The organism is Anaerococcus sp., assembly GCF_030825785.1.
In the GTDB taxonomy this organism is placed as follows: Bacteria; Bacillota; Clostridia; order Tissierellales; family Peptoniphilaceae; genus Anaerococcus.
On sequence record NZ_JAPJPG010000020.1, the window covers coordinates 1 to 26,107 of the forward strand.

Below are 26,107 nucleotides of genomic sequence, written 5' to 3' on the forward strand. Positions count from 1 at the left end.
CCCTGATTAAGAATTTGGTTGATTATTATTTACCAACACGATTTGACAAAGAGCCCTTGTTTCTTAAGCTCTAGCTTGGCTCTTTCTGTATGCTACGTATGCGCCTGCCATAATAGCAAGACCTGCTACTACGAAGATTAGTGAACCAATACCACCTGTTTGTGGGATTGTTAAGTTCTTATTCTTGATTCTTTGACCGAATACTTTGGCATCACCGACTTTTGTGTAATCTAAGTGTTCAGGTTTGTCTATTTTATTAGTACCATCTTTTGTACCTTCATATGAATATTTAGCTACTGTGAATGGAATTTCTTTTTCATTTATAGCATATCCTTTTGGAGCTTGGAACTCTTCTAGGAAGTATGTTTCATTTGATTTGTTGTATGCAAGACCAATAATTTCAAATTCACCTTTTTCACCAGATGTTAGTGTTATAGCATTTTGTGGAGCTTTTCCATCTACTGCGTCAGCCCAGGTATATTTTGATTTATTTTGTTCAAATGCATCAAAGTATGCCTTTTGTGCTTGATCAAATGCTTGTTTAAGTTGATCTTTATTTGTATCATCTTTTCTATCGTTATAAGCATTTAGTGCTTTATCCCTATTTGCTTTAGCTTGGTTTACTGCATTTTCATCTTGGAATGCTGCTACTAGGTATTGACCAGCTTTGTTTTTAACGTAGAATTGTGCACCTGATAATTTTTCAGTGTCTTTTTCTGCTGTCTTGATGAATCTCTTACCACCGTAAACTACACCTGGTTCTGATGGGTCAAGTGGGTCTGGTGTGTCTGTTGTAGTATTGTTCTTAATTTGAACTACACCATTTTCAAAGGATGTATATTCTGGAGCGTATCCAGATACTTTTTCCACTACTCTGTAAGTATCTGTATCTGTTAGGCCTGCAAATTCATGTTTAAATGAATCTTGTACATTATTGTTGTCATATTTTTTAGTTACTGACTCTACATCTTCCCATTTTTCGCCATTTTTCTTTTGAAGGATATATTCAACTTCTACAGTTTTATCTCCTTCAGTAACTTCTGTACCGTCAACTGCCCAAGATTTATTAACTTCAATCTTGCCTTCTTTTGGATTACCTTCTTTAGGGTCTTGGTGTTGGCCTGGGTGGTTGCTGTAGTCTAACTTAACGTCGTTCTTTTGTGCTGTATCAACTTCTGCTTCTTTTGTAAGTGTAGCTGTATAAGTTAATGTGATTTTTGCGTCAGCATCTTTTGCTGCGGTTTTAACAGCTGTAAGACCAGCTTCAGCTAATCTTAATACAAATCCGTGATTATCTTCTATAAGAGTAAAGTAAGTAGTTTCTTCAGTATTAACTAATTCTGTGTCGCCTAATTTTATTTTTAGGCTTCCATTGTCGAAAGAAAGTCCTTTGTCCATGCTATCTGTCCATCTTAGTGTTTTATAGTCAGATGATTGCGGAATTTCAGTTACAACTTTGTAAGGAACTTGGTCACCAACATTTTTAGTTGCCGTTGACTTATCTCTTTTGTTGTTTGTTGTATCAATATTAAGATCTTTAGTATCGCTGATTAGTTCATCTTCTGTGATGCCTGCAACATCACCATTTTTTTCAATATCAAAGTTTTTGTCAATCTTTGGTGTACCAGTAGTATTTTTTGGATAAACATAAACTTTAGATAGGTACATAGTTCCTACTTCGTGCTCACCAACTTTTTCACTATTCATAAGTGGAAGTGTGATACCAAATGGTACTGCTATAGCACCTGTAACGTCTTTTGGTTTGCTTGTTTCAATAACCCAGTATTTACCTTCAGCTAAACTTGCTGTAGCTTGACCATTTTCATCAGTTTTTGCTGGTTGTGTCGCTTCCTTAGTTGCTGTTCCGTTGTTTTGTCCATCTAAGGTTGGAAGGTTTTTAAGATCAGCTTCTGTTTTGTACTTTCCTCTATTAGCAACCATGTTTTCAAGGTCTACATTGTCAGATAATTTGTAAATAGTAAATTGTACATCTTTAAGACCTTCTACTTCAGTACCTAATTTTTTTAGGTCGTCTTTTCCAATTTGTCCACCATTGTGAGCCCATGGTGCACCTTCTTTGTATCCTTTAGCTTTTAGCTTATTGATAACTAGTTCTGTTGTTGCTGGTTTTTCTGCAACTAATTGGTCTGCCGATAGAGTACCAGTTGGTGCAGCATCGTCATCAGCCGCCTGAGCACTTGTGAATGGAGCTACTAGGATTCCTAGGACCATTGCTAGTGCTGTGAAAATTGAAAATAATTTGTTTTTCATATCTCTCTCCTTTTTCTTATTTTTCAATTTTGTTGGTATAACCTATGTAATAGGCTCCCCTTTTACCTGACTACCAACCAATCAGGCAATGGGCTTGTCGGTGTCCTCTTTGGAGTCTGCCTTCCTGTATATGACAGGGGCTTCTTCCGCTGATTTCACAAACTTACCCAGCTGTGTTTATATAATCTCCACCTGGTGGAGTTTACATACATGATTGTTTGACTTTTACATGATTTTCCTTTTGGTTCGTCGAACGAGATGTCTCCACTTCGGTCGACATAAGGGTAATTGCAGTTTGTATGAGATCCCTCCGCTTTGGTCGGGATAAGGGTAATGGTAGATTTTTTCTTTGTGGCCAGAACCATTAGACATAAGGGTGGGTGCTGTCGACATTGGGGTTTGCAAGTTCCTCTACTTACCTTTCGTATAAGGAGCTGTTTTGCTTAGCGTTCTATGAAGCTTAAGCCTCCCCTTACTTCGACTTTGTGGAGAAGTCTCTTTGGCTTTGTTTTTCATGCAATTGTCTTTTTCTTTTATCTTTCCTTATGGGCAAGGTAAAGATTCGATAGCTCGATTTTTATCGAGCTGGCAGGTTTTCTGCCCTAGGTCATTAATAGCCTACTATCTGTTACTACTATTATAACAGATTTGTAGAAATTTTGTTAGTCTTTTTTACTTTATTTTTTAGTAAAATTGGCTCTTTTTAGTTTTATTAAAGGTTTTTTACCTTTTTTTGTTTTTTGCTTGTTTTTCTTTGAGATGTCTCGACCTTGGTCGACGGTAGTTTGCGGGCTCAGCTTCGCTTCATCTTTTTTTAATAGAACGATATTCATCGTTCTTTTATCCATTGTTAATATTAACAATGGATACTACACTATTTTGCTTTGCAAAACAGTGGCCAGGACCATTAAATACAAGGGTAATAGCATAGCTTGTTTTTATGTGAATACCACAATTCCCTTACTTCGACCTTGTGGAGAAGTATCGTGCTGTAGGGTGATTGTTTAAGATATCTATACTTTAATTCCTAGAATTTTTTATTTTCAGGTAAAGGAAAACTGCCCTAGAAGTTGGGCAGTTTGTTATTCTAATATTATAGTATGTTTGTTTTTTTCTTATCCAACTAGTTCATGAATGTGGCCTCCGTTTTTTATTAGCATCCTGCATCTCTCTTTGCTCTCCTTGTAGGCTTTGAAGATTTGTCCTTTTCTTTCAACATCGTAGTAGACTTTCCATGTTCCGTTGAGGATGAAATTTTTGCCCTTGTTTTTGATGAAGGCTTTTACATCATCTAGGGGGTAGCCAAGAAAGAGGCCTATTTCGTGAGGGAAGTCGTCGACTTTTAGTCTTATTGCTAGCCTGTTAAGGCATTTGGCGAGATTTATATCATCGTAACCAAAGTTTCTTATGAAAGTTTTTATTTCTTCATCTTTTAGGATGGTCTCAAGTTTACTTTTTCTGTAAGCAAGTACTAGGAATCCTTTTTCCTTCTTGGCTATAAGCTTAAACTTTAGGTCGCAAGATTGGCATAGCTTGATGGCCTCTTCCCAAGACTTTATTACATTTCTTACATAAGCAAGGTCGGTTGATCTAATCTGGAAGAGGTTGGCTGCCTTTATCCCGCATAGGACCGGAGATGCATGAAAGACTAAGAGATCTTCCTGCATCAGATTTTCTCTAGAAGAGTTTTGGCGAGATTTCTCACTGACTCAAGAGCTTCTTCGTCAGGATCATCGTAGGCAATTAGGCCGTCTGCTGCTAGGTTAATTCCGTCATCCTTTGCTCTTTCTTGCCAGTCATACATCCATTGGCCGTCGTTCCATTCGTATGATCCGAAAAGGACTGTTGGTTTGTTGTCAAGCTTGTCTTCAACTTCTTCAAACATTGGCTCAAACTCTCCGTCTTCTAGTTGTTCATTTCCCATTGCAGGACATCCAAAGGCGAAGGCATCGAAGTCAGAAATATTATCTGAACTAAATTCTCCTGCAAAAAATAGTTCTGCTTCGCTACCATTTGCCTTTACTGCTTCTACAAATTCTTCTGCCATCTTTTCTGTGTTACCTGTTCCTGACCAATATACTACTGCTACTTTTGCCATAATTTTCTCCTTTAATGTTTATTATTTTTATGTTAACCTCATCTTAATCGATGATAGTGATAACCTTTATCAGTATTCTTGTAAAAAAATTTACATTCTTTATAAATTAATATTTAAGTTTTGTGAAATTACCTCTTGGTGGGTCTTATTATTTTGCGATTATTATGTCCTTATGTAAGAACTTCTAGGAACCGCAACCACAAGAAGTGTGATTATTTTTTTTGTGATTTGATGAGCTGCAAGCTGTGCAATCTTTGCATCCTGCATGACCATCTGCTGATATAAATCTTGTGTAAATCACATAGGCACATATGCCGAGGATTATTATTAGTAAAATTATTGATTGAATGTTCATGATATCTCCTTTAAGCTCCCTCTCCCCACAATATATGATTGCGAGGAGATGTGCTTTTCTGATAGCTTTAAGCTACTGATTTTTCATAGTTTATGTTTTTCTTTTCTTGTGATGGTTTTCTAGCCATTAGGTAGATTAGTAAAGCTAGTCCAGCAAATCCAAATATTGTTCCTATGTTGAATATTCTGTATAATATTAGGTTTGCAATATTGTAGAATATCAAGCTTACTAGGTAAGCATAGCCCATTTGGTAGGATATGGTAAGTGCTGTCCATTTGTTATCTGCCATTTCTGTCTTGATAGCTCCTACTGCTGCAAAGCATGGCATGCATAGCATGTTGAAAAGTAGGAAGGAATATCCAGCTACTGGAGTAGCTAGGGCGTGGTTGAAGGCCATCAAGAGTTCTTGGCTTTCTTCTGTAACTTCTGAACCTAATCCTAGGACAACTCCCATTGTAGCAACTACATTTTCTTTGGCTACAAAGCCTGTGATTGTTGCTACTGTTGCCTGCCATGAATCAAAACCAATTGGTCTAAATATTATGGCAATTGCTGATCCTAATCTTGCTAGTATTGATGTTTCTGCTTCAGCTTCTACTAGGTTAAGACTAAAGTCGAAGTTTGATAGGAACCATATTATAATTGTTGAAAGGAGTATTACAGTTCCTGCTCTTTTAACGTAAGCCTTTGTCTTGTTGTAGACATCTGTAAGCACTGACTTAGCACGTGGTGCATGGTATGGAGGTAGTTCCATGATAAATGGAGCAGGATCTGCTTGTAACTCTTTGAATTTCTTCAATATGATTCCAGATACTACTATGCTTGCTATACCTATCATATAGAAGGAGAAGGAAACAAGGGCTTGGTGTTCTGGGAAGAAGGCTCCAACGATTAATGCTATTACTGGTAGTTTTGCTGAGCAAGGCATAAAGGTCGAAGTCATTATTGTAATCTTTCTGTCCCTATCAGATTCGATAGTCCTTGATGCTTGAACTCCTGGAACTCCACATCCTGTAGCAACCATGGCTGGGATAAATGATTTTCCTGATAGGCCAAATCTCCTAAACATTCTGTCCATGATGAAGGCCACTCTTGCCATGTATCCTATGTCTTCTAGTATGCTTAGGAGGGCAAATAGGACCATCATTTGTGGCAAGAATCCAAGTACAGCTCCCACACCTGCGATGATACCATCTGTTACTAAGGAGTGGATTACTGGGTGGATTGATGCTTGATCCATTAGACCTGATACCCAAGGGGTTATAGTTTCTTCAAAGAGACCATTTACGGCATCTGTTCCTAAGGTTCCTGGACTTTTCTCATAAACTGCCATGAAATAAACTAAGAACATCACTAGGGCAAAGATTGGAAGTCCCCAAATTCTGCTTGTAACGATCTTATCTATCCTGTCAGTTATGGATAATTTTGGTTTTGCCTTGACCAAGACAGCTGTTGACAAATCTTCGAGATTCTCGTATCTTGCGGAAGTTATTATACTTTCTGCGTCATCATCCATCTTTTCTTCGAAGTCTTCTCTAATTTTTGCAACTTCTTTTAAATCTTTTGAGTCGATATTGAGATGGCTTATGCTTTCTTCGTCATTTTCAAACAATTTTATTGCATAATATCTTGATAATTCTTTGTCTAACTTGTTTGAATAATCTTTTTCTAATTTACTTAAAACTTCTTCAAGTTCATCGTCGAAAACCAAGCTATTTGGTTTAATATCTCTGTCTTTAAGCTTAACTGTCTCACTAATAAGCTTATCAACACCTTGGCCTTTCATGGCAACTATCTCGACAATAGGACAGCCTAACCTCTTTGAAAGCTTGTCTACGTCAATCTTATCTCCCCTACTTCTTACAATGTCCATCATGTTAAGAGCGATGACAACTGGGATGTTTAGCTCTAATAGTTGACTTGTAAGGTATAAGTTTCTAACAAGATTTGAACCATCTACTAAGTTGATAATTAAATCTGGTCTTTCACCTACAAGATATTCCCTACTTACGACTTCCTCCATTGTGTAAGGAGAAAGAGAGTAGATGCCAGGAAGGTCTTCTATGATTATATCTTTGTGGCCCTTCAAAACTCCTTGTTTCTTATCTACTGTAACCCCTGGCCAGTTACCAACTCTTTGGTTTGAACCTGTCAAGGCATTAAATAGGGTAGTTTTTCCAGAGTTTGGGTTACCTGCTAATGCTATTTTGTAAGTCATATTTCTTCAACCCCTATATTCTTCGCATCTTCTTTTCTAATAGTAAGCTCATATCCACGTAAGCTTACTTGGATAGGATCTCCTAAGGGAGCTACCTTTCTTACAAAAACTTCAGTGTTTTTTGTAAGACCCATATCCATGATTCTCCTCTTGGTTGGGGAATCTCCTAAAATCTTTACTACTTTGACAGTCTTACCTATTTCTGTCTTATCTAATGTATTCATTTAACACTCCTTAACCATAATTCGTTTAGCCAAATCCTTGCTTAGAGCAAAGCGGTTGTCATCGATAACGAAAATATAGTTTACTCCATCAAATTTCTGCAAGCTAATGATTCTGCCCTTCGCAAAACCAAGATTGTTCAAATGTTTCCTAATTGAATCTGTCCCCTTGATGGCGACTATTTCTGCTTTTTCACCTTCATTTAATAATGTTACAGGCACTATAACTCCAATCTATTTTTATAGCAACAAACATTTTTTAGATATATTATAATATATCTAAAATTTACTCTGTTTATTATCTGCTAATAATATATCACAAAACGAAACAATAATCAATATCAAAAGAAAATAATTTTTATTTTCATAGTATTAGCCCCTACATTATATGGGTTGAGGCCTTGATTTACCATGATTTAGGAAGGAATTTTATTTTAAATTGTAATGGATGCGAGATGTCTCGACCAGGCTAGACATAAGGGAAACCTTGTGATTATGAGATATCTCGACTTCGCTTCGCTCCGGTCGACGGTGGTTTTCGGATTCAGGACAAGCATAGCTTGACCTTTATCTTATTAACTTTGAACGATATTCATCGTTCTTTTATCCTTTGTTATTATTAACAAAGGATACTAAACTATTTTGTTTTGCAAAACAGTGGCCCATGGCGAGGGCTTCCTCGATTGTGAACTCTTCGAGTTCTTGGAACTTATTTTTTCAAATAAGTCCCACTTATTCGATTTTTTCCAAAAATCGAAGCCCGACAGTCCGGCACATTTCATCAGTTCGCTACGCTCACTGTGACAATTCCATTAGAGGTGGTTACTCAGTGAGATGTCTCGACTTCGCTCGACATAAGGGGGGGTGTAGTCGACATAAGGGTAATGGGGAATTTTTAATTATGGCAAGGACCATTAGATATAAAAGGAATAGCATGATTTACTTTTATATGAGTACCACTATTCCCTTGCTTCGACCTTGTGGAGAAGCCTCGGCTATTGGGATATTTGCTTAGATAAGTTGTTACGTGATATTTACATGTCGTCTTAGACTGTAGACCTCTCACGTTCGTTCGACGGTAGTTTGCGGATTCGACTTCGTCTCATACTCGCAAAGCCTCGATTAAGGAATTTCATCAGTTCGCTACGCTCACTGTGACAATTCCATTAGAGGTGATTACTCAGTGAGATGTCTCCACTTCGCTTCGCTCCGGTCGACATAAGGGTATGGGGGATTTATTAATTGTAGCCAAGACTATTAGATATAAGGGGAAATATTTATATAAGGGTAATTGAAGCTCAGGTCTTCCCTCACTTTAACCTTGTTGAGAATGTTATTTATAATTTTCCACTCAAAAAGGAGAAGTTTTTGCTTCTCCTCTTGTATCTTTATTTGTTTACTCGCACGTAACCCATTGGGTTGTATAGGGCCCAGGAAGTGCTTCTTAGTAGGTCTGCTCCGAAGATTATTTGGATTTCTTCGTCGTTTAGGGCTGGGTCAGTTTTGGTTGATGGGACTGATATTGTGTTATCGTCTATCTTAAATGAGAATTTGCTTTCGTAGTTTATTTCTTTTTCGTCAATTTCTAACATTTGGATAGTTTGTTCTATGTCTTTGTTTTCGATTTTGATGCCTTTCGCTATATTTTCTGAGATTCTTGTAAATGGAAGAGAGGTGTCAAGGGCTGCCTTGTAGGTTCTTTTGTTACAGATTATCTTAAATACTAGGAAGTTTTCCTTACTTTTTGAGTTTTTCTTTTTAAGATCTGAGCTTTGTACTTCCATCCTGCCCTTTCTTAGGTCACCTCTAAAGACAAGTTGGCTTATGATATTCCACCCTAGGATCATATCTGCTGGGAATTTGTTTCCTGAAGGATCTTTTCCTAGATCTGCTATCTCGTCTTTGCATACTACAACAGGCACATCTATAAGCTTAAGACCTCCTATGGCCATTGTGGATAGTTTTGCTCTTCTAAAGCCTGTCCTTTGATCAATTGGCTCTTTGTCTATATAGTCAAGGTCGATTTCATCTGCAAGGCTTTGAGGGATTAGGGTGTTGCCTTTAGTGGCAAACATAGCTGTTACTGGCTTTTTGCCAGCTAGGATTCCTATAAATATAAAGTTTAAGAATTTCTGGTCTGATATTGGTATTGGTGAAAATTCCATGCTGTCTCCTTTTATTTTTCTATTTAATATTATAACATAAAAAAGGATTCTCCTACTAATTGGTGAATTTAAAACTCCACGCTTACTTAAAGCGTGGAATATCTCTTATATTTCTCTTTCAAGTCTTTGGATAAGAGATTGTACCATATCTCTAAATTCGACTAGTTAATTGATTTTTCCTTTGATTTCAGATCTTACCCTTAGGTCGGTGAAGATATTGTCAAAGAATATATCGAACATATTATCAGAAAGGCTGTCGGAGATTTCTCCTGGTAGGTCGATATTAATATCACCTAACTCCTTTTTTAGTCTTTCTATGTCATGTTTTAGCTCATTAATTGCCCTGTTGGCAGATCTTATATATTTTCTCTTCATAAGGCCTTCTCCGCCCAAGATATCAAGAAAAGACCATTTGTTAGCCTTTTCTAGGCTATTAAGAGCGGAGTAAGTATCTCTTAGGACAATCCTTGCCGCTTCTAAGGCTTCTTCTAATTCTTTTTCCCTATTCATATTCCCTCCTAGAATTTAAAATCCATCTTTTCTTCTCGCATACTTTCGTAGGACTTTTCATTTAGGCTTCTTACATCTTCTTCACTAATCTCTTTTGTTTTGAGCTTCCTCTTGGTAGAGTCTTCTACAAGGGTGTAGATTACTGTAGCTATCGGCATGGATACAAGCATACCGAATATACCAAATAGGCCTCCTCCAACAAATACTGAAAGGAAAATCCAAATGGCTGGTAGCCCCTGGTGTTTGCCTATAACTAATGGATAAATTATAGATTCTTGAACTTGTTGGATGGCTAGGACAAAGATTAGAAATACCAAGGATTGGGCTGGTGATTGGATGAAGATTAAAATCATTCCAACAGCCGTTGCTATTATTGGTCCAAAATATGGTATGATGTCAAGAGCTCCAACTAGAATCGCTATCATAGCAGGCATTGGTAGTCCTAGTATTATCATTCCTATAAAGCAAATTATTCCAAGACTTAGGCAAGACAAAAGTCTCGTTTCTAGAAATCTTGAGAAGGAATTATAGGAAAGTTTAGCTACATAGTTGATTTGTTTTACCTTTTCTTCCTTGAGGTTGGCAAGGAGGACTTTGTTGGTATTGGTTTGGAGGTCCTTCTTGTTAAGGGATACATAAAGGGAGAAGATAAAGCCCATTACTATGGTCATTATAGTTTGGGAAACTGAGTTTAGGATTGATGAGGTCTTGTTAAGAAGGCCCCAATTCTTCCCATCTAAGAACTTTCTCAATTCACTAGTGAAGTTGTCTATATTTAGACTGTTAATCTTTGCACTAATCTCTGCACTTACCTCCTTAAAGAGCCTCTGCTCGTTTAGATATTCGATTAGCCTATCGAAAAATACCGGAATGTTGTCTATAAGCGAAGTTATAGCATTAGCTAGTTCTGGGATCAAAACTGTAAGGATTAAAGTCACTATAGCGAAAAACATTATCCAAGCTAGAATCAAGGAAAGGACTGGTACTAACTTCTTGTGATTATCCTTGTCGATAAATCTATGAAATAGCTTCTCAGCGAAGAAATTCATAGGTAGGTTTATTATAAAGGCGATGACCAAGCCATAGATTATAGGTCTTAGGACAGAGTATGTAGTAAGGAGTGCGCCCTTTACGCTATCTATATACCAAAAGCCGAAAAATATTAATATGAGTAAAAAGCCCAATTTAAATATGGGTCTAGTTTTTTCGTCTAAAAATTTCTTTTCTTTCATATATGCTCCTAAAACAAAAAGGACTCATGCAAAGCATAAAGCCCACCCTACTGATTTCTTTCGCCTTAAATTCTAGGTCATGATTTTAATCAAGCCTATTTAAAGCAAAGTCAGCAAGGCTATTTGCATAAGTCCAAAGAGACTGTCAATTAGTATCTATTTTGTTCTTCTCTTTCTTTGTTGCTTTCTCTATTTTTCTTTTCGTATTCTTGTTTTGTCATAACATCTACAACATCAACATTGATAGTTACTACATCAAGTCCTGTCATTTCTTTGACATTGTTGGTTACAGCTTTCTTGATATCATTGAAGATTCTTGTAGCGTTTTTACCATATTCGATAATTACATCTAGGTTGATTTTGGCTTCTTTTTCGCCAACTTCAACGTTTACGCCTGCTGTTGATTGTTCTTCACGTCCTGAGAAGAAAGATCCAATAGAATCTGCTATGTTTCCTTTCATTTCAAGGATACCATCAACACCATTGATAGCGATTCTTGCAATCTTAGCAACTACCTTATCTTCAATGATAAGTTTGCTTTCTTCGTATTCTAGTTCTCTACCGTCGTTAATTTCTTCAATTCTGTCTTTTTTTTCTGTCATAATTTCCTCCTATTATTATCTAAAAAATCTTTTCAAAAAACTAATATACCTTACGTCCCTATCAAAATAGGCACCAATAGTATAAGCTATAAACATTACAATGTAAATTCCTAAAGTTCTAAAAAACCCGAAGTTAAATAGACAAAAGATGGTAAGGATGCCCAAGATACAAGTTATTAATTTTGCCTTATTTCTCCTGTAGAAAGCTTGTCTTTTGGCTTTCTCTTCATCTTCCCTATCCATTCTCCTCATTTCCAGGTCATAGACAGTGAATCCTTTTTGATTTTCATTTCTTAAATTGTCCATCTACTACCTCTTATTTCCTTCCAAACTAGGTTCACTCTTCTCAAAAAGTACATCTACATTGACGTCGGCAATTCCTGTAAGCTCTGTTAAGGATTTCCTTATTTCAGATTTTAACTCCTCTGATAAGAGACTTAAGTCCCTACCCGCGCCAACTTGAACCTTAGTTTTTGCATTGATTTTCTCATCTTTCGATAATATCTCTACCGCTGCCTGTAAAGCCTCTAAGCCTTTTGATTCTACGGCAGTCTTTACAGTATGCTCGAGGGAGTTTCTCTTGATTAAGACAGATCCTTCCTCGTCTTCTTTGAGATATTCGTAGTCGCTATTAGAAGATACGATTAGGTCAACTATCACTATTATTGCAAATAACAAAAGTAGTCCGCCTACAACCATAACTCCAATTCTTACGTTAGGATTTTGTAAATAGTAGAGGATGTCAAATAGCATATCAAGCTTCATGAGTCCTACTGATAGAAAAATAGCACCCAAGAGGATCAATACTACAGTCATTACGGAAAATATTACTCTTTTAAATGTTCCCATAAGCCCTCCTTAGTATATACATACCCTCTAAAAGGTGCTTTAATCTTTTTTATTCTATTTTTAAACTTAATTCTAACCAAGTATGGTCTAGCCCTTCTTTTTCCTCTTCAAGTTCTTTGATTTTGGCGAAGGTTTCTCCGACCTTCTCATTGTCATCGTAGAATCCTTCCGATAAGGTTAGCTCTGTCAAGGACTTGATTTCTTCGTCTATTTCTTCTAAGCGATTTTCGATATCTCTTATATCGTTTTTAATCTTTCTAAGCTCGCTTTTTTTGATGTTTTCCTTTTGTCTTTGTTTTTTGATTTCAGTCTTAGTTAGAGTTTCCTTCTTTTCATCTTCTAGGCTCATCTCGCGAAGTTTTTTCTCATAATAAGAGTAGTTTCCCAGATATTCAACCATACCGTCGTTTTTCATATCGAGAATCTTCACGGCTATTTTGTTTAGGAAATATCTGTCGTGGCTTATGATTAGGACTGTTCCCTCATAGTCTAGGATGGCATCTTCAAGGATTTCCTTGCTATCAATGTCAAGGTGGTTAGTCGGCTCATCCATTAAGATAAAGTTGGTATCTGATATCATAAGCTTAAGAAGGGAAATCCTCGCCCTCTCCCCACCGGAAAGCTCTCCAACAGTCCTATCTATGTCATCTTCATAGAACATAAACTTGGCAAGGTAGGATCTTATCTCATAGTTAGTTAGCATAGGATAAGTCTTTGATATTTCTTCAAAGATCGTATTATCAAGATCAAGAGACTTTTGTTCTTGGTCGAAGTAGCCAATGTTTACAGATTGACCAATCCTTAAATCTCCCCCATTTTTACTCTCTTCTCCCATGATTATCCTAAAAAGGGTGGTCTTTCCTACACCATTTTCCCCAATAATAGCGCATCTTTCCTTCCTGTAGAGGTCGAAGGAGATGTTTGAGAAAATCTCATCTGATCCGTAGGATTTTTCGAGGTCCTTTACCCTTAGGACATCCACTCCTGATTGGATACGTGGGGTAAACTTTAGATGCATGGTATCTCTTAGCTCTACCGGCTTTTCGATTCTTTCCATCTTATCTAAGAGTTTTTGTCTAGAACGAGATTGAGAAATCCCCCTTTTTCTCTTGGAACCTCCCAAATTTTTTAATCTATCTATGATTTCTTCTTGTCTTTCAATTTCTTTTTGTTGAGATTTGTATTGATGAATCCTTACCTCAAGATCCTTTTTCCTCTTGGCCATAAAGGTCGTATAGTTTCCATCATAAGATTCTAGGTGTCCATTTTCCATCATAAATATCTTGTTGACAGTATTATCAAGGAAATACCTATCGTGGCTTATGACTATGACGGAGCCCTTGTAGTTTTTGACGAAGTTTTCCAAAAAACGAATAGCCCCTATGTCTAGGTGGTTGGTCGGCTCATCCAATAGGATAAGGTCTGGCTTTTCCAAGATTAAATGAGAAAGTTCAACCCTGGCCTTTTGTCCACCGGATAGCTCAGAGATATTCTTATCAAATTCATCCCTAGAAAAGCCCATGGCCGTAAGGGTCCCTTCGATTTCACTTTTTATAGCATAGCCATTGTTATCAGCGAACTTCTCGCTTTTTTCCGTGTAGGCTTTCATTATTGTATCGAGCCTATCTGGGTCTTCTTCCACTGCCATTTGTCTTTCAAGCTCTCTCATCTCTCTTTCGATAGCAAGGAGGTTCTTGAAGGCTCCTAGGACAAATTCGTAGATGGTCATATCTGTATCGAGACTTAGGATTTGTTTTAGATAACCCACCTTGGTGTCACCCGCTATATAGATCTCTCCAGAATCTGGGCTTATCTCTCCAGTTAGGATATTAAATAGAGTAGTTTTTCCTGCTCCATTTGCCCCAATAAGACCTGCCTTATCTCCCTTTTCTATCCTAAAGCTTACCGAAGAGAAGATATCCTTTAGAGGGTAGGATTTGGCAAGGTTAGATGCTGTTAGGACATTCATCTAAAATATAAAGTCCTCTGGAGAATTCATAAAGTAGGTTAGGGTAAAGAGGGACTCGTCTAGATGAACTGATTCTATAACGACATTGTTTGTAACCTTAAGGTCAACTGGAGAGAAGTTCCAAATCCCCTTAACTCCACCCTCACAGAGTATGTCTGTTATGTCTTGGGCAGCTTCTTTTGGAGTTGCGATAATTCCTATATCTACTTGATTATCCTTTAGATAATCTTCTAGCTTATCTACATTATAAATCTCTACTTCATCACTTGTAGTATCTTCTACAAGCTCAGGATTCTTATCAAACACGGCCTTAAATTCATAGCCTAGGTCTCTAAATGATCTATACTTATAAAGAGCATGTCCTATATTACCGAAGCCTATTAGGACCATGGAATATTTCTTGTCAACTCCAATGATCTTAGATAATTCATCGATTAGCTCACTTACATTGTAACCATAGCCTTGTTGGCCGAAACAACCGAAATGGTTTAGGTCTTGTCTGATTTGGCTGGCTGTAAGGCCAGTGATCTCTGATAGTTCCTTAGAAGAAACTCTGATTATTCCTTTTTCGTTGATGCTTTCAAGGTATCTGTAGTACTTTGGCAGCCTCTTGATTACTGATAATGAAATATTTTGCTTAGCCATTTATTCCTCCATTCCTTCATTATTTGTGCTTCCACTCTTATCGTCTATATCTTCTAGAAAATCTAGGGGATCCTTGTGGGAGTTTAGGATCATTAGATCCTCCTCGCTTAGGTCCCTGTCCCTATTTTCTGGAATTTTTCCTTCAGTGTTTTTTGAATCTTCAGTTTCCATTACTTCTTCTGACTTATCTTCTTCTATAGTTTCGTCTTCAAGGTCAAGGCCAGTTTTGAGATGTCTTTGGGGATTTAGCCTTATGTAATTTATAATATGAATAAAATAAACAAGTATCAAAGACGTATAGAAAATCATCTGACTATGTCTTAGTAAAGCTATATTTGGCAAGATTATATTTTCTGAAAGCTGCGGGATAAATCTTGCTAGAATTACAAGAGCATGGGCGCTTAGGGCGAAAAAGGCCAGGCCTGTAAGTATTCCAGTAAGTATGGAAAAGCTAAAGGCCTTCTTATCGAATAGGACGATAAGGCCAAAAGCTAGCATCATAAGCCAGCTTATTAGAAATAGCCCGTTCCACAAGAGCCCTATTAAGGCGTTGTTTACAAAAACTCCGACAAGAGTTAGGGCAAAAACTAAAATTGTTGCCAGAGCAATCATAAAACTTAGATTTCTCTCGGTCGTTTTTATCATAAGAACCTCTAATTATTCTTCTTTGATTTGTACCTTAGGTTTGAATCTAGAATTCTTTTTCTAATTCTTAGGTGGTTTGGTGTAATTTCGATTAGCTCGTCTTTTTCTACAAATTCCATCATCTCTTCTACTGACATTTTCTTAGCAGGTGTTAGCATTATTGCATCATCGCTTCCGCTAGCACGAGTGTTGGTGAGCTTTTTCTTCTTGCAGACATTCACATCTATGTCGAGTCCCTTGGCGTTCATTCCAACTACAAGTCCTTCGTAGACCTCATCACTTGGTTCGATGAAAAGTTGACCTCTGGTTTGGGCAGAATTTAGTCCGTAGGCTGTAGCAATTCCTGTCTCACTTGCTATTAGGCTTCCTACACTTCTTGTCTCCATATCGCCCTTGTAACGGTCGTATCCTTCAAATTCTGAGTTAAGGATACCTGTACCCTTGGTATCTGTCATAAACTCTGTCCTGTAGCCAATAAGGCCTCTTGCAGGGATTCTAAAGACTAGTCTGTTATATCCTGAGCTTGATGGTTTCATATCGATCATCTCGCCCTTCCTACGGCCGAGTTTTTCTATGATAGAGCCAGAATATTCTTGGTCTACATCAATTGTCGCAATTTCGATTGGCTCGGTTCTCTTTCCGTTTTCGTCTTCCTTAAACATAACTTCTGGCTTTGAAACTTGGAATTCATAGCCTTCACGTCTTAGGTTTTCGATAAGAACTGAAAGGTGGAGCTCGCCACGGCCTGATACCTTGAAGGCCTCTGTTGTATCTGTAGCTTCTACTCTTAGGGAAACGTCTGTTTCTTTTTCCTTAAGGAGTCTGTCTCTGAGGTGTCTACTTGTTACATATTTTCCGTCACGACCTGCAAATGGTGAGTCGTTTACAGAAAAGGTCATAGATAGGGTTGGCTCAGAAATTTTGGTAAACTCGATTGGCTCGCTATCTTCTTCTGTTCCTATAGTATCTCCGATGTTGATATCTTCCATACCAGAAAGAGCAACGATTGAACCAAACTTAGATTCTTCGACTTCCTTTCTCTCCAAGCCATCAAATTCGTAGATTGTAACGATCTTTGACTTAAGGTGTCTGTCTTTGTCGTTGTAGTTGGTGATTACTGCGTTGTCATTTTTCTTAATCACACCGCTTTCTACCTTACCAATTGCGATTCTTCCAAGGTATTCGTTGTAGTCCGTTGTAGAAACAAGGACCTTGAATGGAGCATCTTCTTCTGCCTCAAAGGCTGGGGTGTAGTCTATAATAGTATCGAGTAGGTCTGTCATATCTTCCTTTATAGTTCCTTTCTCATTTGATGCCCAACCGTTTTTGGCTGATGCATAGACAAAAGGACTTTCTAAGTAAGACTCATCCGCATCTAGACTTATGAAAAGATCTAGGATTTCATCTTCTACCTCGTCGATTCTTTGATCAGGTCTATCTACCTTGTTGATACAGATAATTGCAGGAAGACCTAGCTCGATTGCCTTCTTTAGGACGAACTTTGTTTGTGGCATTGGTCCTTCGTGGCTGTCAACTACAAGGACAACGGACTCTGCCATGTTTAAGACTCTCTCTACCTCTCCACCAAAGTCGGCGTGACCTGGAGTATCTATTATATTAATCTTCTTATCTTTATAAAAAACTGCAGTATTTTTGGAAAGAATTGTGATTCCACGTTCCTTTTCGATAGTGTTTGAATCCATTACTCTCTCATTTACTTCTTGATTATCTCTAAATAAACCACTAGTCCTCAACAGACCATCTACGAGGGTTGTCTTACCATGGTCAACGTGGGCTATAATGGCTACATTTCTAATATCTTCTCTTTTCATAAAACCTTCTTTCATTCTAACAAATTCTATCAATATATTATATCCCATGTTAATATCTTATCAATATTAAACGACAAAAAAACATCCTTTTTCGGATGTTAAATACATATATTTGCAATTTTTTTGTTAATTTATATCTTTTTATTAAAAATTAACGCAGCTATTGCGTTTTCTTTTATGATTAGGCTATCAGAGATTGCCCTAACTAGCATAAGTCCCCTACCATGATCTGAGTAAAAATCGGATTCGTTTTCTAGAGGTATGCCGCAACCCTCATCCTTGACCTTTACTAGGCAATACTTTTCATCTACTAGGACTAGGCAGTTAATCTTTCTGTCATAGACCTTCTTGTTTCCATGTTTATAGGAATTTATGATAAGCTCGTCTAGGATAAGTCTAATATTAAAGATAAGATCCTTATCATCGAAAGTTTTTCTCGCAAGATCAATTGCATCCTTATTAAATTGTTTTATAGAATTGATGTCTGTGTTCATCTGACGTCGTATGATATCCATTTTGCTCTCCCTATATTTTTAATACCCAAAAGTATTAAAAGTACTCACTGGTAAAAGGATTGAGAAACAATGTTTAAAATTTCCAAATAGTGGTATAATATAAACATAAAGCGAATGAAAGGAGACATTCTAATATGAAATACGTATGTACAGCATGTGGATACATTTATGATCCAGCTGAAGGAGATGTAGACAACGGTATCGAAGCAGGTACAGAATTTGATCAACTACCAGAAGATTGGGTTTGCCCAGTTTGTGGTGTTGGCAAAGACATGTTCGAAGCTCAAGAATAAAAGACTTTAAGGGAAGCCTCGCGTTTCCCTTTTCTTACGCTCATTTTAAAGTTAGTTTAATAATAAACATATAAGCTATAATTTAGGAAAATCTTCCTTAAGAAAACGATGTTATTTTCCTTAAAATATGGTATAATAAAAGCGTAATTTGAATGAAAGGAGATATTCTAATATGAAATATGTTTGTACAGCATGTGGATATATCTATGATCCAGCTGAAGGAGATGTAGACAACGGAGTTGAAGCAGGAACAGAATTCGACCAACTTCCAGAAGATTGGGTTTGCCCAGTTTGTGGCGCTACAAAAGATATGTTCGAAGCACAAGAATAAGATAATTTTGAAGAGGGCCTAGCCCTCTTTTTTTTGTAAAGATTTAATTATAGGCATAGAAAAAGGGGCTGTTGCAGAATGAATAAATCGTACCGTTATCGTTAGAAGAACCTCCACGGAAATTTTGCCTCCATCAGCCGGCAGGCATCACTGAAAATTTCCTAAGAGAACCTTCTAACGATGGTACGATGATTATTCATAGTTTTGCAACAACCCCTTAGCTTATGCTTCTTTCTTTTTGGTCTTTATGACTTTTATCAAAATCACAGCCATAAGAGTTAGGGCAAAGACACCTACAAGATGGATATAGATCCTATCTGCACCTGATCCCTCATCCTTTAGTTCAGCTTTCGTCTTAAGATTTATATCTTTATTCTTATCCTTATTATCATTTGGACCGACTTCAAGAACTAGAGTTTCATTTTTTTGATCTTCTAGATAGGTATTGGACCCTAAATCTTTCTTTGAATTTTCTGTATAAGGCTCAGCTTGATCTGTTCTAGCCTTTGGCACATCATCTGTTTTTGTATCAGAGTCTTTTTCTAAAGTTTTGTTACTTTGGGCCTTATCTGAGCTTACTTCTGCCTTTGGTTTTTCACTTGTTTCTACCTTTTTCTCAAGCTTATTAGTTTCTTTTATTTCGGATTTTGGACTAAGCTTAGTTTTCGCTGTACTTTCTTTAGATGGTGACGCTACTTCCTTAGCGGCAGGAGGTTCTTTTTGTTTTTCCTCTTTACTTCCTTCTTTACCCTTTACTTGATCTGGATTTTCTTTGGGCTCTTCTTCTTCCGCTTTGCCCTTATCACCATTAGTCTCATTAGTTTCTAGCTTGGTCTCTCCCTTTGATTTTTCAGGAGGATCAGCAATTTGACTAGGCTCTTCTGTAATTATTAATTTATCTTTTTCTTCCCCAGTCTCACCCTGGGATTCGCTAGTTTCTGTTCCTGTAGAACTTTCTGAGCTTTTTTCATCGGCTAGAGAAATTTGTTCAGACAAAAAAATAAGCGATAGGCTAAGGGCTAGACCAAGGAGGATTTTTTTATATTTTCTCATATTTTCCCCACAATCTCTTACTTATATCTTACACTCACAAAGCATAATACTCAAATTTCTCACATATTTTAACAAGCTTCTAAAAGAAAAAAGAGCCAAAGGCTCTAATTATTGTCAGACAATTCATCTGTTTGATACCAGCCCTTGCCCATAACTGTCGATGTGTTGAGGACTGTTATAAAGGCCTTTGGGTCTATGTTTTTGATAAATATCCTAAACTTAGGTGCTTCCATCTTGCTTGTAGTGCATAGGTAGACTGTAAAATCCCTTCCCATATAAAGGCCCTTGGCATTGATTACGGTCGCAGACCTATTTAGATCATCTTTTATGAACGATCCTACTTCCTCGGTCTTTGATGTTATGATTATAAACATCTTGGCCTGGTTCATAGATGAAATAATTATATCTACACAAAGTCCCTTGACAAGGAGACCAAAGATAGAAAATAGTCCAATCTCAATGCCAAATACCCAAATTGAAGCAAGGGTAAAGAGCGAATCTACGAAAAGAAGCGACTTACCTACCTCAAGGTGGGTGTATTTTTTGACTATCATGGCGATGATATCAGTTCCGCCAGAGCTTGCTGCTATGTTAAACAAGATAGCAGATCCTACCGAGCTCATTATGAGGGTAAAAAACAGCTCGAGCATGGTATTATCCGTAAGAGTCCCATCGATTGGGATAATCTTATCTAAGGCTAGGGCAGCAAGTGAGTTAAGGATTGCAACATAGCCGGTCCTTAGAGTGAACTTCTTACCCAAGATGAAAAATGCAATGGCAAGGAGGGTTAGATTGATAAACAAAGTAAGTTGGGGCCTAGTGAAAGGCACAAACATACTCGCTATGATACTCATTCCCTCGACTCCTCCTATTACGAAGCTGTTAGGATATTTGAAAAAGTGGGTTCCGCAGGCCATAAAGATTGCTGCGAAACTCATTAGAAATATCCTCTTTTGCTTACTCATAGGGTCATGGTTGTATATTCTCTTATTCCTATCTTCTATATAGGAGTTAATGGAATACTTGCGTTTTTTTTCTTGTGGGCAAGGACCTTCTTGCAATTTTATCTCCTTTAATTATCTGAATAGTTGTCGAAATATCCTTGGATTAGGATGATTGGAGTTCCCTTATCTCCTGAACCACTTGTTAGGTCGCAGAGAGATCCTAGAAGATCTGTAATTTGTCTTGGAGTTGTACCGAGGGTTTCGTTTTTACCAATCAACTTATCAGCCTTGTGGGTGATTTTTTCTCTCATAGCCTTATCTCTTTCTTCGCCAGAAATATCTTTTAGCTCTGTGTCGGCTATATATTTGATTTTGATTTCGTTAGGTGTACCTACTAGGCCATCTGTAAATGCTGGGGAAACAACTGGATCAGCAAGCTCCCATATTTTTCCTACTGGATCTTTGAAGGCTCCATCACCGTAGATCATAACCTCAATTTGTTTGCCAAATTCATCTACTAGTCTTTTTTGTAAGCTATCTACGAAGATTTGTCCGTCTCTTGGGAAAAGTTTTACTTTATCGTCTGTAGATAGGTTAGATCCTAAGAGTCCGTAATCTTCGTTAAAGCCAGAACCGTCGATTGATTCAGTCATAATCTCATCGAGTTTTAGTACTTTTTTGGCCCCATTTTCTTCAAGTTGTCTTTTGACAAGATTTCTTGTGTGAATTGAAGATACTAGGACTTGATCTGTAAATTTTAGGACATCTACAGGATTGTTTAGAAAATGAATTTCTGAGTTTGGTGCAATTTCCTTGTAGAAGTCTGGGTAAGAGATACCAGTAAACTCGTGTTTGTAATCTCCTGCAAGCTTCTTGTACTCATCCATGTCGAGCACGTCTTGGTAAGGGTTTACGTCTGAGTTAAAGAGGTCCATCTCATCTATCAGCCAGTTTCCTACTTCATCTTGTGGGTAGGATAGGCAGATGTGAAGTTTCTTTCCTGTTAGGGCAAAGGCCTTCAAGAGAATTGAGAATCTATTTCTGCTTAAGATTGGAAATAGGATTGCTAGCTCATCTCCTTCGAACTTCTTGTTTATATCTTTTGCGATGTCATCTATTGTTACGTAGTTTCCTTGGGCACGAGCAACGAGAGATTCTGTGATACAAACCACATCCTTATCACGAAGAGTGATATCTTTCTTATCACTTGCCTTTTTTACTACATCGAAAACTGTAGTTACTAGATCATCGCCTTCTTTGATTATTGGGGCTCTAAGTCCCATTGATACTGTTCCAATTATTCTTTCCATATTCATTCCCCTTTCGTTTGAATTATACAATAATTAAATATCCATTACAATACAGCCTAATAAAGAATTTCGCCTTACTTTCAAGTTTTTTCTAGTAAAGGAAAATAGTAAATAAGAATTTTTATATTCCTTGGACAAACGAAAGCTATCCAATGATTTATGATTTTTACTAGTATTTCCTGTTCTTTTGTAAAACGATGTCAAAATTATCTATAAATTCTAAAAAAAGATGCTAAAATTAACTTCTAGCATCAAATTTATGTTTACATTTCGGACATTTGACCTTAATCTTACCCTTATGCTTAGGAATCCTAAGCTCCTGTTTGCAAGATGGGCACTTTATATACTTAAAGTCCTGGTCTTTCTTATTTTTCTTCTGTGTCTTTATTTCGCTTTTGATTGGGTCGATGAATTTTTCCTTAAATTTCCTATTCTCTGCTACTCTCTTATACTTGTTAGTAGATAAAACTCTAAAAAGAGCGTAGGCTACTAAAAGCATAGAAAGTCCGCTTAGGACGGAAGAGTTTACAAAATAGGATATTACACTTAGGATTATTCCTGACCAAATCAAAAATATTCCGTATTCATCAATTCCTGCTCTATTTTTCATCTAAATCCTCAACTAAATCATCCATAATCTTGGATATGTCTCCTTTTATCACATAATCAGCCCTGGCGTCCCTACTGGTTGGGTCCTTGTTAATCAAAACAAGCTTATTACCATTGTAGAAATCCAATAATCCTGCCGCCGGATATACTACTAGGGAAGTTCCTCCTACTATTAGGATATCGGCATTTGCTATAAGATTAACTGCATAGCTAATATTGTTTTGATCAAGTCCCTCGCCGTAAAGAACTATATCAGGACGGACAAGGCCTCCACAAGCATCGCAAGTTACCACATCAGCAAAGCCTTTTACATAAGAAAGGTCAAAGCTTTTGCCACACTTGGTGCAGTAATAATCACGGAGATTGCCGTGAAGTTCGATTACATTTTTGCTTCCGGCTTCTTGGTGGAGGCTGTCTATATTTTGGGTTATAACTCCCTTAAGCTTACCCATCTTCTCGAGTTTTGCAAGAGCAAGATGGGCCTTGTTTGGCTTTATACCTTCAAGCATGAGATTGTTTTTACAATAAGTCATAAACTCATCTGGATGGTCTACGAAAAACTCATGACTTAGCATATATTCAGGCGAATACTTGGAGGAATTTTCTCTATTATAAAGACCTGTAGCTGATCTAAAGTCAGGCACTCCAGATGCTGTCGATACTCCAGCTCCTCCAAAAAACACTATATTATTAGAATCTTCGATTAATTCTTTAACTTTAGCAATTTCTTCCATGAGATCCTCCTATGATAAATCTAGCTTCTGATCGATATAGCTTTTGTTTGCTAAAAACATAATTATATTTACAAGGACGTAATAAACTAAAGGAGTTATTATCTTGTAAAGTCCTCCCTCTCCAATAGCAAAGGGAAAGATAAAGGCAAGTCCCATGCCAGGATATCTTAAAAGAGCTCCATCTACAAGCACAAGAGCTGAAAACTGGGTTATGATTATGATAGGTATGATTATGGAAGTTAAGTTGATAACCATAAAAATCCAAGACACTTTCCCCAAAAAACGAGTCCTTGCCATATTCAAATTCAAAACTTGACCTAACAAGATATCTACTAATAGACCAAAGACCATATAGTAGATGAAATCCCCTCCTATATTGTAGCCTAAAAGATAAAGGCTCATAGTAAAAATAAGCCCGCTTATTAGATAAAAGGCTACTAGGCCTAAAATCTTCGCCAAAAGGAAGGCACTCGTAGTAATTGGTAGACTAAAGGTAAGCCTCGCTCTTTGCGTAAAATAATCCTTGTAAAGGAAGTTGATTACAAAAATCAAATTCACTCCTACAAAAAATATTATACTTGATATAAATAATATATCTGTTATAAGCCTATTCCTAAGAAAAAAGCTTAGGCCTACAAAGTATTTGACAAGGATTATAGAAAGCATGATTACAAGTTGGATCAACAAGATAGTAAAAATATAGGTCTTGTTAGTTTTTAAATCGTATTTGATAAAGTTTCTCATAATAAGCCATACACTTCCTTGTAATAATCAGAAATTTCCATTTGCTCTTTTTCTCTAATAGAAATCGCATCCTTGTGCATAAGGACCTTACCCTTATCTAGAAAGATGATATCCTCGAAGAGATTTTCCAAATCGCCTATCTGGTGGGTCGTTATAATAAAAGTCTTATCCCTTCCCATCTTTTCTATAATCATATCGATTACTGCCTGTTTGGCAACTGGATCTACCCCATCTACTGGCTCATCCATTATGAAAATATCAGCATCTCTTGATAAATTAAGGCTAATAAGAAGCCTTTCCCTAAGACCCTTGGACAGATCCTTGGTCATCTTATCACGAGGAATGCTCAGATAATCAAGGAGCTTATCACTTTGCCTCTTGTCAAAGTCCTTGTAGAAATCTCCATACATATCTATTGTCTCCCTTACAGTAAGCTTCTCATAAAGATAATATGAATCTGGTAAATATGAGATCATAGACTTAGTCTCGATACCAGGACTTTTCCCATCGATTAAAATCTTTCCAGAATCCTTTTTCAATAGACCTACTATAAGCTTAAGGAGGGTCGATTTACCAGATCCATTAGGACCTAAGAGACCAACGACCTTACCCTTTTCTATCTCAAGGCTTAAATCATCAATAGCGAGGGTACCCTTGTATTTTTTTGTCAAATTATCAATTGTAATAATCTTATCCATTGGCCATACCTCTCATTTCCAAAAGCCTTAGGGCTTTATCGTAATCAAGACCAAGCGAGTTCATATTATCCAAGAATTCATTGATAAATCTATTGGAAAACTCATCCTTAAGCCTTCTTATAATATCATCATTTGCAATAATATAATAATAATCAATAGCTTCAAAGACGAAACCCGCCCTAATCATGCTAGATATTGCAAGATCTACGTAGCTTGGATTTACCTTAAACTTGTTTGTAAAAAACTTCTTAGCATAAAGCTTATCGCCATCTTTAAGTTTGCCAGAAATAATCTCTAAGGCAATAAAATCTCTGATTTGTTCTTGTTTTGTCCTATAAGTCATAAGCCCTCAACTAATAAAATCTATATCCAAATCGTACATCTTAACCCCATCAAGGAAAACACGCATTAACTTATCCCCATAGTCGCCCAGATTTGTGAAAATCTTCTTGTAATTGATTATCCTAAAAGAAGCGTCGACGTAAATAAGCTGGTCGAAAAGGGCATCTAGGTTTTCTACCTTATAATCAAAATCGAAATTCTCATTTAAAATCTCGTAAAATCTTTCCTTGCTAGTAAACAAATTCGCATCAATATTAATCATGGATTTATCCTTTCAAATGTCTCGTAATGGTCCTTGGTATAGTAGATATTGGTATCTTCATCGAAAATCATTCTCTCAGATCCTCGTCTTCCACCCTTGTAGTTAACGTCAGCCTCCCTATAATCAGCTTCTGGGAGATTTCCTTCGAAGTTTCCGAAATAATCCCCACCGATCACAGCCTTATCCGTAACTTCCCACAAATTTCCATCTTTAGGAGACCAACCTAAATCCATAGCCTCCTTCTTGGTGATGTAGTTTGGGGGAAGATGTTTAAATTCTACAAGATATGAGGAAACATCCTCCAAGCTATAGTAAGAGCCATCCTCATCTAGGCTCTTTTCTTTTTCTTCTATATTTTCTTCTATTACCTTATCACTTATCTTAACATCCTTATCATTCGTGAGCCTACAAGATGTAAAAATCAATGCTAGGATGATTAAAAGATAAGAAAAATACTTTTTGACTTTCATTTTTCATCTCCTTATGGTATCATTATAACAGATTCTCTTGGAGGAGATGAAGAAATTTTAGAAAATATTTGAAATTTCGCAGAAAAGATTTGACAAAAAGAAATATATATCGTATACTATAATAGTCAGTTGATGACGGGGTGTGGCGCAGCTTGGTAGCGCGCGTGTTTTGGGAACATGAGGTCGAAGG

Annotated in this window: 30 protein-coding genes; 2 read left to right on the plus strand and 28 right to left on the minus strand. The window is 37.0% G+C overall.

Annotated features, from left to right (window positions below; all coding sequences use genetic code 11):
• Nucleotides 1-63: 63 nt before the first annotated feature.
• The 18 genes from RCH56_RS04195 to RCH56_RS04280 form a co-directional block, all read right to left on the minus strand.
• On the minus strand, nucleotides 64-2,271 hold the full coding sequence (locus RCH56_RS04195; RefSeq protein WP_306483741.1) for a SpaH/EbpB family LPXTG-anchored major pilin: 2,208 nt from the start codon (nucleotides 2,269-2,271) through the stop codon (nucleotides 64-66).
• A 1,115-nt stretch (nucleotides 2,272-3,386) separates the two neighbouring features.
• On the minus strand, nucleotides 3,387-3,938 hold the full coding sequence (locus RCH56_RS04200; protein ID WP_306483742.1) for a DUF3793 family protein: 552 nt from the start codon (nucleotides 3,936-3,938) through the stop codon (nucleotides 3,387-3,389).
• The gene (locus tag RCH56_RS04205) at nucleotides 3,938-4,369 is read right to left on the minus strand and encodes a flavodoxin (protein ID WP_306483743.1); all 432 of its coding nucleotides are present in this window, start codon (nucleotides 4,367-4,369) and stop codon (nucleotides 3,938-3,940) included. Before RCH56_RS04205 ends, RCH56_RS04200 begins: the two co-directional genes overlap by 1 nt.
• Nucleotides 4,370-4,553: 184 nt before the next feature.
• Nucleotides 4,554-4,724, minus strand: a complete 171-nt coding sequence (locus RCH56_RS04210; RefSeq protein ID WP_306483744.1) for a FeoB-associated Cys-rich membrane protein — start codon at nucleotides 4,722-4,724, stop codon at nucleotides 4,554-4,556.
• Nucleotides 4,725-4,791: 67 nt separating this feature from the next.
• Entirely contained in the window at nucleotides 4,792-6,942 is a 2,151-nt protein-coding gene (gene feoB, locus RCH56_RS04215) for a ferrous iron transport protein B (RefSeq protein ID WP_306483745.1), read from the minus strand.
• Nucleotides 6,939-7,166 carry a ferrous iron transport protein A gene (locus RCH56_RS04220; RefSeq protein WP_015778378.1) on the minus strand — a complete coding sequence of 76 codons (228 nt, stop codon included), beginning with the start codon at nucleotides 7,164-7,166 and terminating at the stop codon, nucleotides 6,939-6,941. Before RCH56_RS04220 ends, feoB begins: the two co-directional genes overlap by 4 nt.
• The gene (locus RCH56_RS04225) at nucleotides 7,167-7,385 is read right to left on the minus strand and encodes a FeoA family protein (protein WP_015778379.1); all 219 of its coding nucleotides are present in this window, start codon (nucleotides 7,383-7,385) and stop codon (nucleotides 7,167-7,169) included. It lies immediately after the preceding gene.
• A 1,166-nt stretch (nucleotides 7,386-8,551) separates the two neighbouring features.
• Nucleotides 8,552-9,328, minus strand: a complete 777-nt coding sequence (locus RCH56_RS04230) for a hypothetical protein (protein WP_306483746.1) — start codon at nucleotides 9,326-9,328, stop codon at nucleotides 8,552-8,554.
• Nucleotides 9,329-9,493: 165 nt separating this feature from the next.
• On the minus strand, nucleotides 9,494-9,838 hold the full coding sequence (locus RCH56_RS04235; protein ID WP_306483747.1) for a hypothetical protein: 345 nt from the start codon (nucleotides 9,836-9,838) through the stop codon (nucleotides 9,494-9,496).
• A gap of 8 nt (nucleotides 9,839-9,846) precedes the next feature.
• Nucleotides 9,847-11,070 (minus strand): AI-2E family transporter, encoded by a 1,224-nt coding sequence (locus RCH56_RS04240; protein WP_306483748.1) that lies wholly within the window; start codon nucleotides 11,068-11,070, stop codon nucleotides 9,847-9,849.
• A gap of 149 nt (nucleotides 11,071-11,219) precedes the next feature.
• Entirely contained in the window at nucleotides 11,220-11,672 is a 453-nt protein-coding gene (locus tag RCH56_RS04245) for an Asp23/Gls24 family envelope stress response protein (protein WP_306483749.1), read from the minus strand.
• A gap of 15 nt (nucleotides 11,673-11,687) precedes the next feature.
• Nucleotides 11,688-11,978 (minus strand): DUF2273 domain-containing protein, encoded by a 291-nt coding sequence (locus RCH56_RS04250; RefSeq protein ID WP_306483750.1) that lies wholly within the window; start codon nucleotides 11,976-11,978, stop codon nucleotides 11,688-11,690.
• 3 nt (nucleotides 11,979-11,981) lie between these two features.
• Nucleotides 11,982-12,521: an alkaline shock response membrane anchor protein AmaP gene (gene amaP / locus RCH56_RS04255; protein ID WP_306483751.1), complete on the minus strand. Its 540-nt coding sequence runs from the start codon at nucleotides 12,519-12,521 to the stop codon at nucleotides 11,982-11,984.
• Nucleotides 12,522-12,570: 49 nt separating this feature from the next.
• Nucleotides 12,571-14,490 carry a ribosomal protection-like ABC-F family protein gene (abc-f, locus tag RCH56_RS04260; RefSeq protein WP_306483752.1) on the minus strand — a complete coding sequence of 640 codons (1,920 nt, stop codon included), beginning with the start codon at nucleotides 14,488-14,490 and terminating at the stop codon, nucleotides 12,571-12,573.
• The gene (locus tag RCH56_RS04265; RefSeq protein ID WP_306483753.1) at nucleotides 14,491-15,135 is read right to left on the minus strand and encodes a redox-sensing transcriptional repressor Rex; all 645 of its coding nucleotides are present in this window, start codon (nucleotides 15,133-15,135) and stop codon (nucleotides 14,491-14,493) included. It lies immediately after the preceding gene.
• Nucleotides 15,136-15,780 carry a hypothetical protein gene (locus RCH56_RS04270; RefSeq protein ID WP_306483754.1) on the minus strand — a complete coding sequence of 215 codons (645 nt, stop codon included), beginning with the start codon at nucleotides 15,778-15,780 and terminating at the stop codon, nucleotides 15,136-15,138.
• 8 nt (nucleotides 15,781-15,788) lie between these two features.
• Nucleotides 15,789-17,612, minus strand: coding sequence for a translational GTPase TypA (gene typA, locus RCH56_RS04275; RefSeq protein WP_306483755.1), 1,824 nt, complete (start codon nucleotides 17,610-17,612; stop codon nucleotides 15,789-15,791).
• 131 nt (nucleotides 17,613-17,743) lie between these two features.
• Nucleotides 17,744-18,127 carry an ATP-binding protein gene (locus RCH56_RS04280; RefSeq protein WP_306483756.1) on the minus strand — a complete coding sequence of 128 codons (384 nt, stop codon included), beginning with the start codon at nucleotides 18,125-18,127 and terminating at the stop codon, nucleotides 17,744-17,746.
• 134 nt (nucleotides 18,128-18,261) lie between these two features.
• Here RCH56_RS04280 and rd (RCH56_RS04285) point away from each other — a divergent pair, with 134 nt between their 5' ends.
• Together rd (RCH56_RS04285) and rd (RCH56_RS04290) are read left to right on the plus strand one after the other, a co-directional pair.
• Complete coding sequence (gene rd, locus RCH56_RS04285) at nucleotides 18,262-18,420, plus strand: rubredoxin (RefSeq protein WP_004833839.1); 159 nt, start codon at nucleotides 18,262-18,264, stop codon at nucleotides 18,418-18,420.
• Nucleotides 18,421-18,592: 172 nt separating this feature from the next.
• Entirely contained in the window at nucleotides 18,593-18,751 is a 159-nt protein-coding gene (gene rd, locus RCH56_RS04290; protein WP_015778392.1) for a rubredoxin, read from the plus strand.
• Between the two features lie 222 nt (nucleotides 18,752-18,973).
• Here rd (RCH56_RS04290) and RCH56_RS04295 read toward each other — a convergent pair whose 3' ends face one another.
• The 10 genes from RCH56_RS04295 to RCH56_RS04340 form a co-directional block, all read right to left on the minus strand.
• On the minus strand, nucleotides 18,974-19,804 hold the full coding sequence (locus RCH56_RS04295) for a hypothetical protein (protein WP_306483757.1): 831 nt from the start codon (nucleotides 19,802-19,804) through the stop codon (nucleotides 18,974-18,976).
• 104 nt (nucleotides 19,805-19,908) lie between these two features.
• Nucleotides 19,909-20,769 (minus strand): YitT family protein, encoded by an 861-nt coding sequence (locus RCH56_RS04300; protein ID WP_373690234.1) that lies wholly within the window; start codon nucleotides 20,767-20,769, stop codon nucleotides 19,909-19,911.
• A 107-nt stretch (nucleotides 20,770-20,876) separates the two neighbouring features.
• Nucleotides 20,877-22,058 (minus strand): coenzyme F420-0:L-glutamate ligase, encoded by a 1,182-nt coding sequence (locus RCH56_RS04305; RefSeq protein WP_306483759.1) that lies wholly within the window; start codon nucleotides 22,056-22,058, stop codon nucleotides 20,877-20,879.
• A 238-nt stretch (nucleotides 22,059-22,296) separates the two neighbouring features.
• A complete protein-coding gene (locus tag RCH56_RS04310) occupies nucleotides 22,297-22,668 on the minus strand; it encodes an MJ0042-type zinc finger domain-containing protein (protein ID WP_306483760.1) in 372 nt (123 codons plus the stop codon).
• The gene (locus RCH56_RS04315; protein WP_306483761.1) at nucleotides 22,658-23,401 is read right to left on the minus strand and encodes an NAD-dependent protein deacylase; all 744 of its coding nucleotides are present in this window, start codon (nucleotides 23,399-23,401) and stop codon (nucleotides 22,658-22,660) included. Before RCH56_RS04315 ends, RCH56_RS04310 begins: the two co-directional genes overlap by 11 nt.
• Nucleotides 23,402-23,410: 9 nt before the next feature.
• Nucleotides 23,411-24,145: a hypothetical protein gene (locus RCH56_RS04320; RefSeq protein WP_306483762.1), complete on the minus strand. Its 735-nt coding sequence runs from the start codon at nucleotides 24,143-24,145 to the stop codon at nucleotides 23,411-23,413.
• The gene (locus RCH56_RS04325; RefSeq protein ID WP_306483763.1) at nucleotides 24,142-24,843 is read right to left on the minus strand and encodes an ABC transporter ATP-binding protein; all 702 of its coding nucleotides are present in this window, start codon (nucleotides 24,841-24,843) and stop codon (nucleotides 24,142-24,144) included. Before RCH56_RS04325 ends, RCH56_RS04320 begins: the two co-directional genes overlap by 4 nt.
• The gene (locus RCH56_RS04330; RefSeq protein ID WP_306483764.1) at nucleotides 24,836-25,186 is read right to left on the minus strand and encodes a GntR family transcriptional regulator; all 351 of its coding nucleotides are present in this window, start codon (nucleotides 25,184-25,186) and stop codon (nucleotides 24,836-24,838) included. The genes RCH56_RS04325 and RCH56_RS04330 overlap by 8 nt, the downstream gene beginning before the upstream one ends.
• A gap of 6 nt (nucleotides 25,187-25,192) precedes the next feature.
• The gene (locus RCH56_RS04335; RefSeq protein ID WP_306483765.1) at nucleotides 25,193-25,447 is read right to left on the minus strand and encodes a barstar family protein; all 255 of its coding nucleotides are present in this window, start codon (nucleotides 25,445-25,447) and stop codon (nucleotides 25,193-25,195) included.
• Nucleotides 25,444-25,917: a ribonuclease domain-containing protein gene (locus RCH56_RS04340; RefSeq protein WP_306483766.1), complete on the minus strand. Its 474-nt coding sequence runs from the start codon at nucleotides 25,915-25,917 to the stop codon at nucleotides 25,444-25,446. The genes RCH56_RS04335 and RCH56_RS04340 overlap by 4 nt, the downstream gene beginning before the upstream one ends.
• Nucleotides 25,918-26,107: the final 190 nt, after the last annotated feature.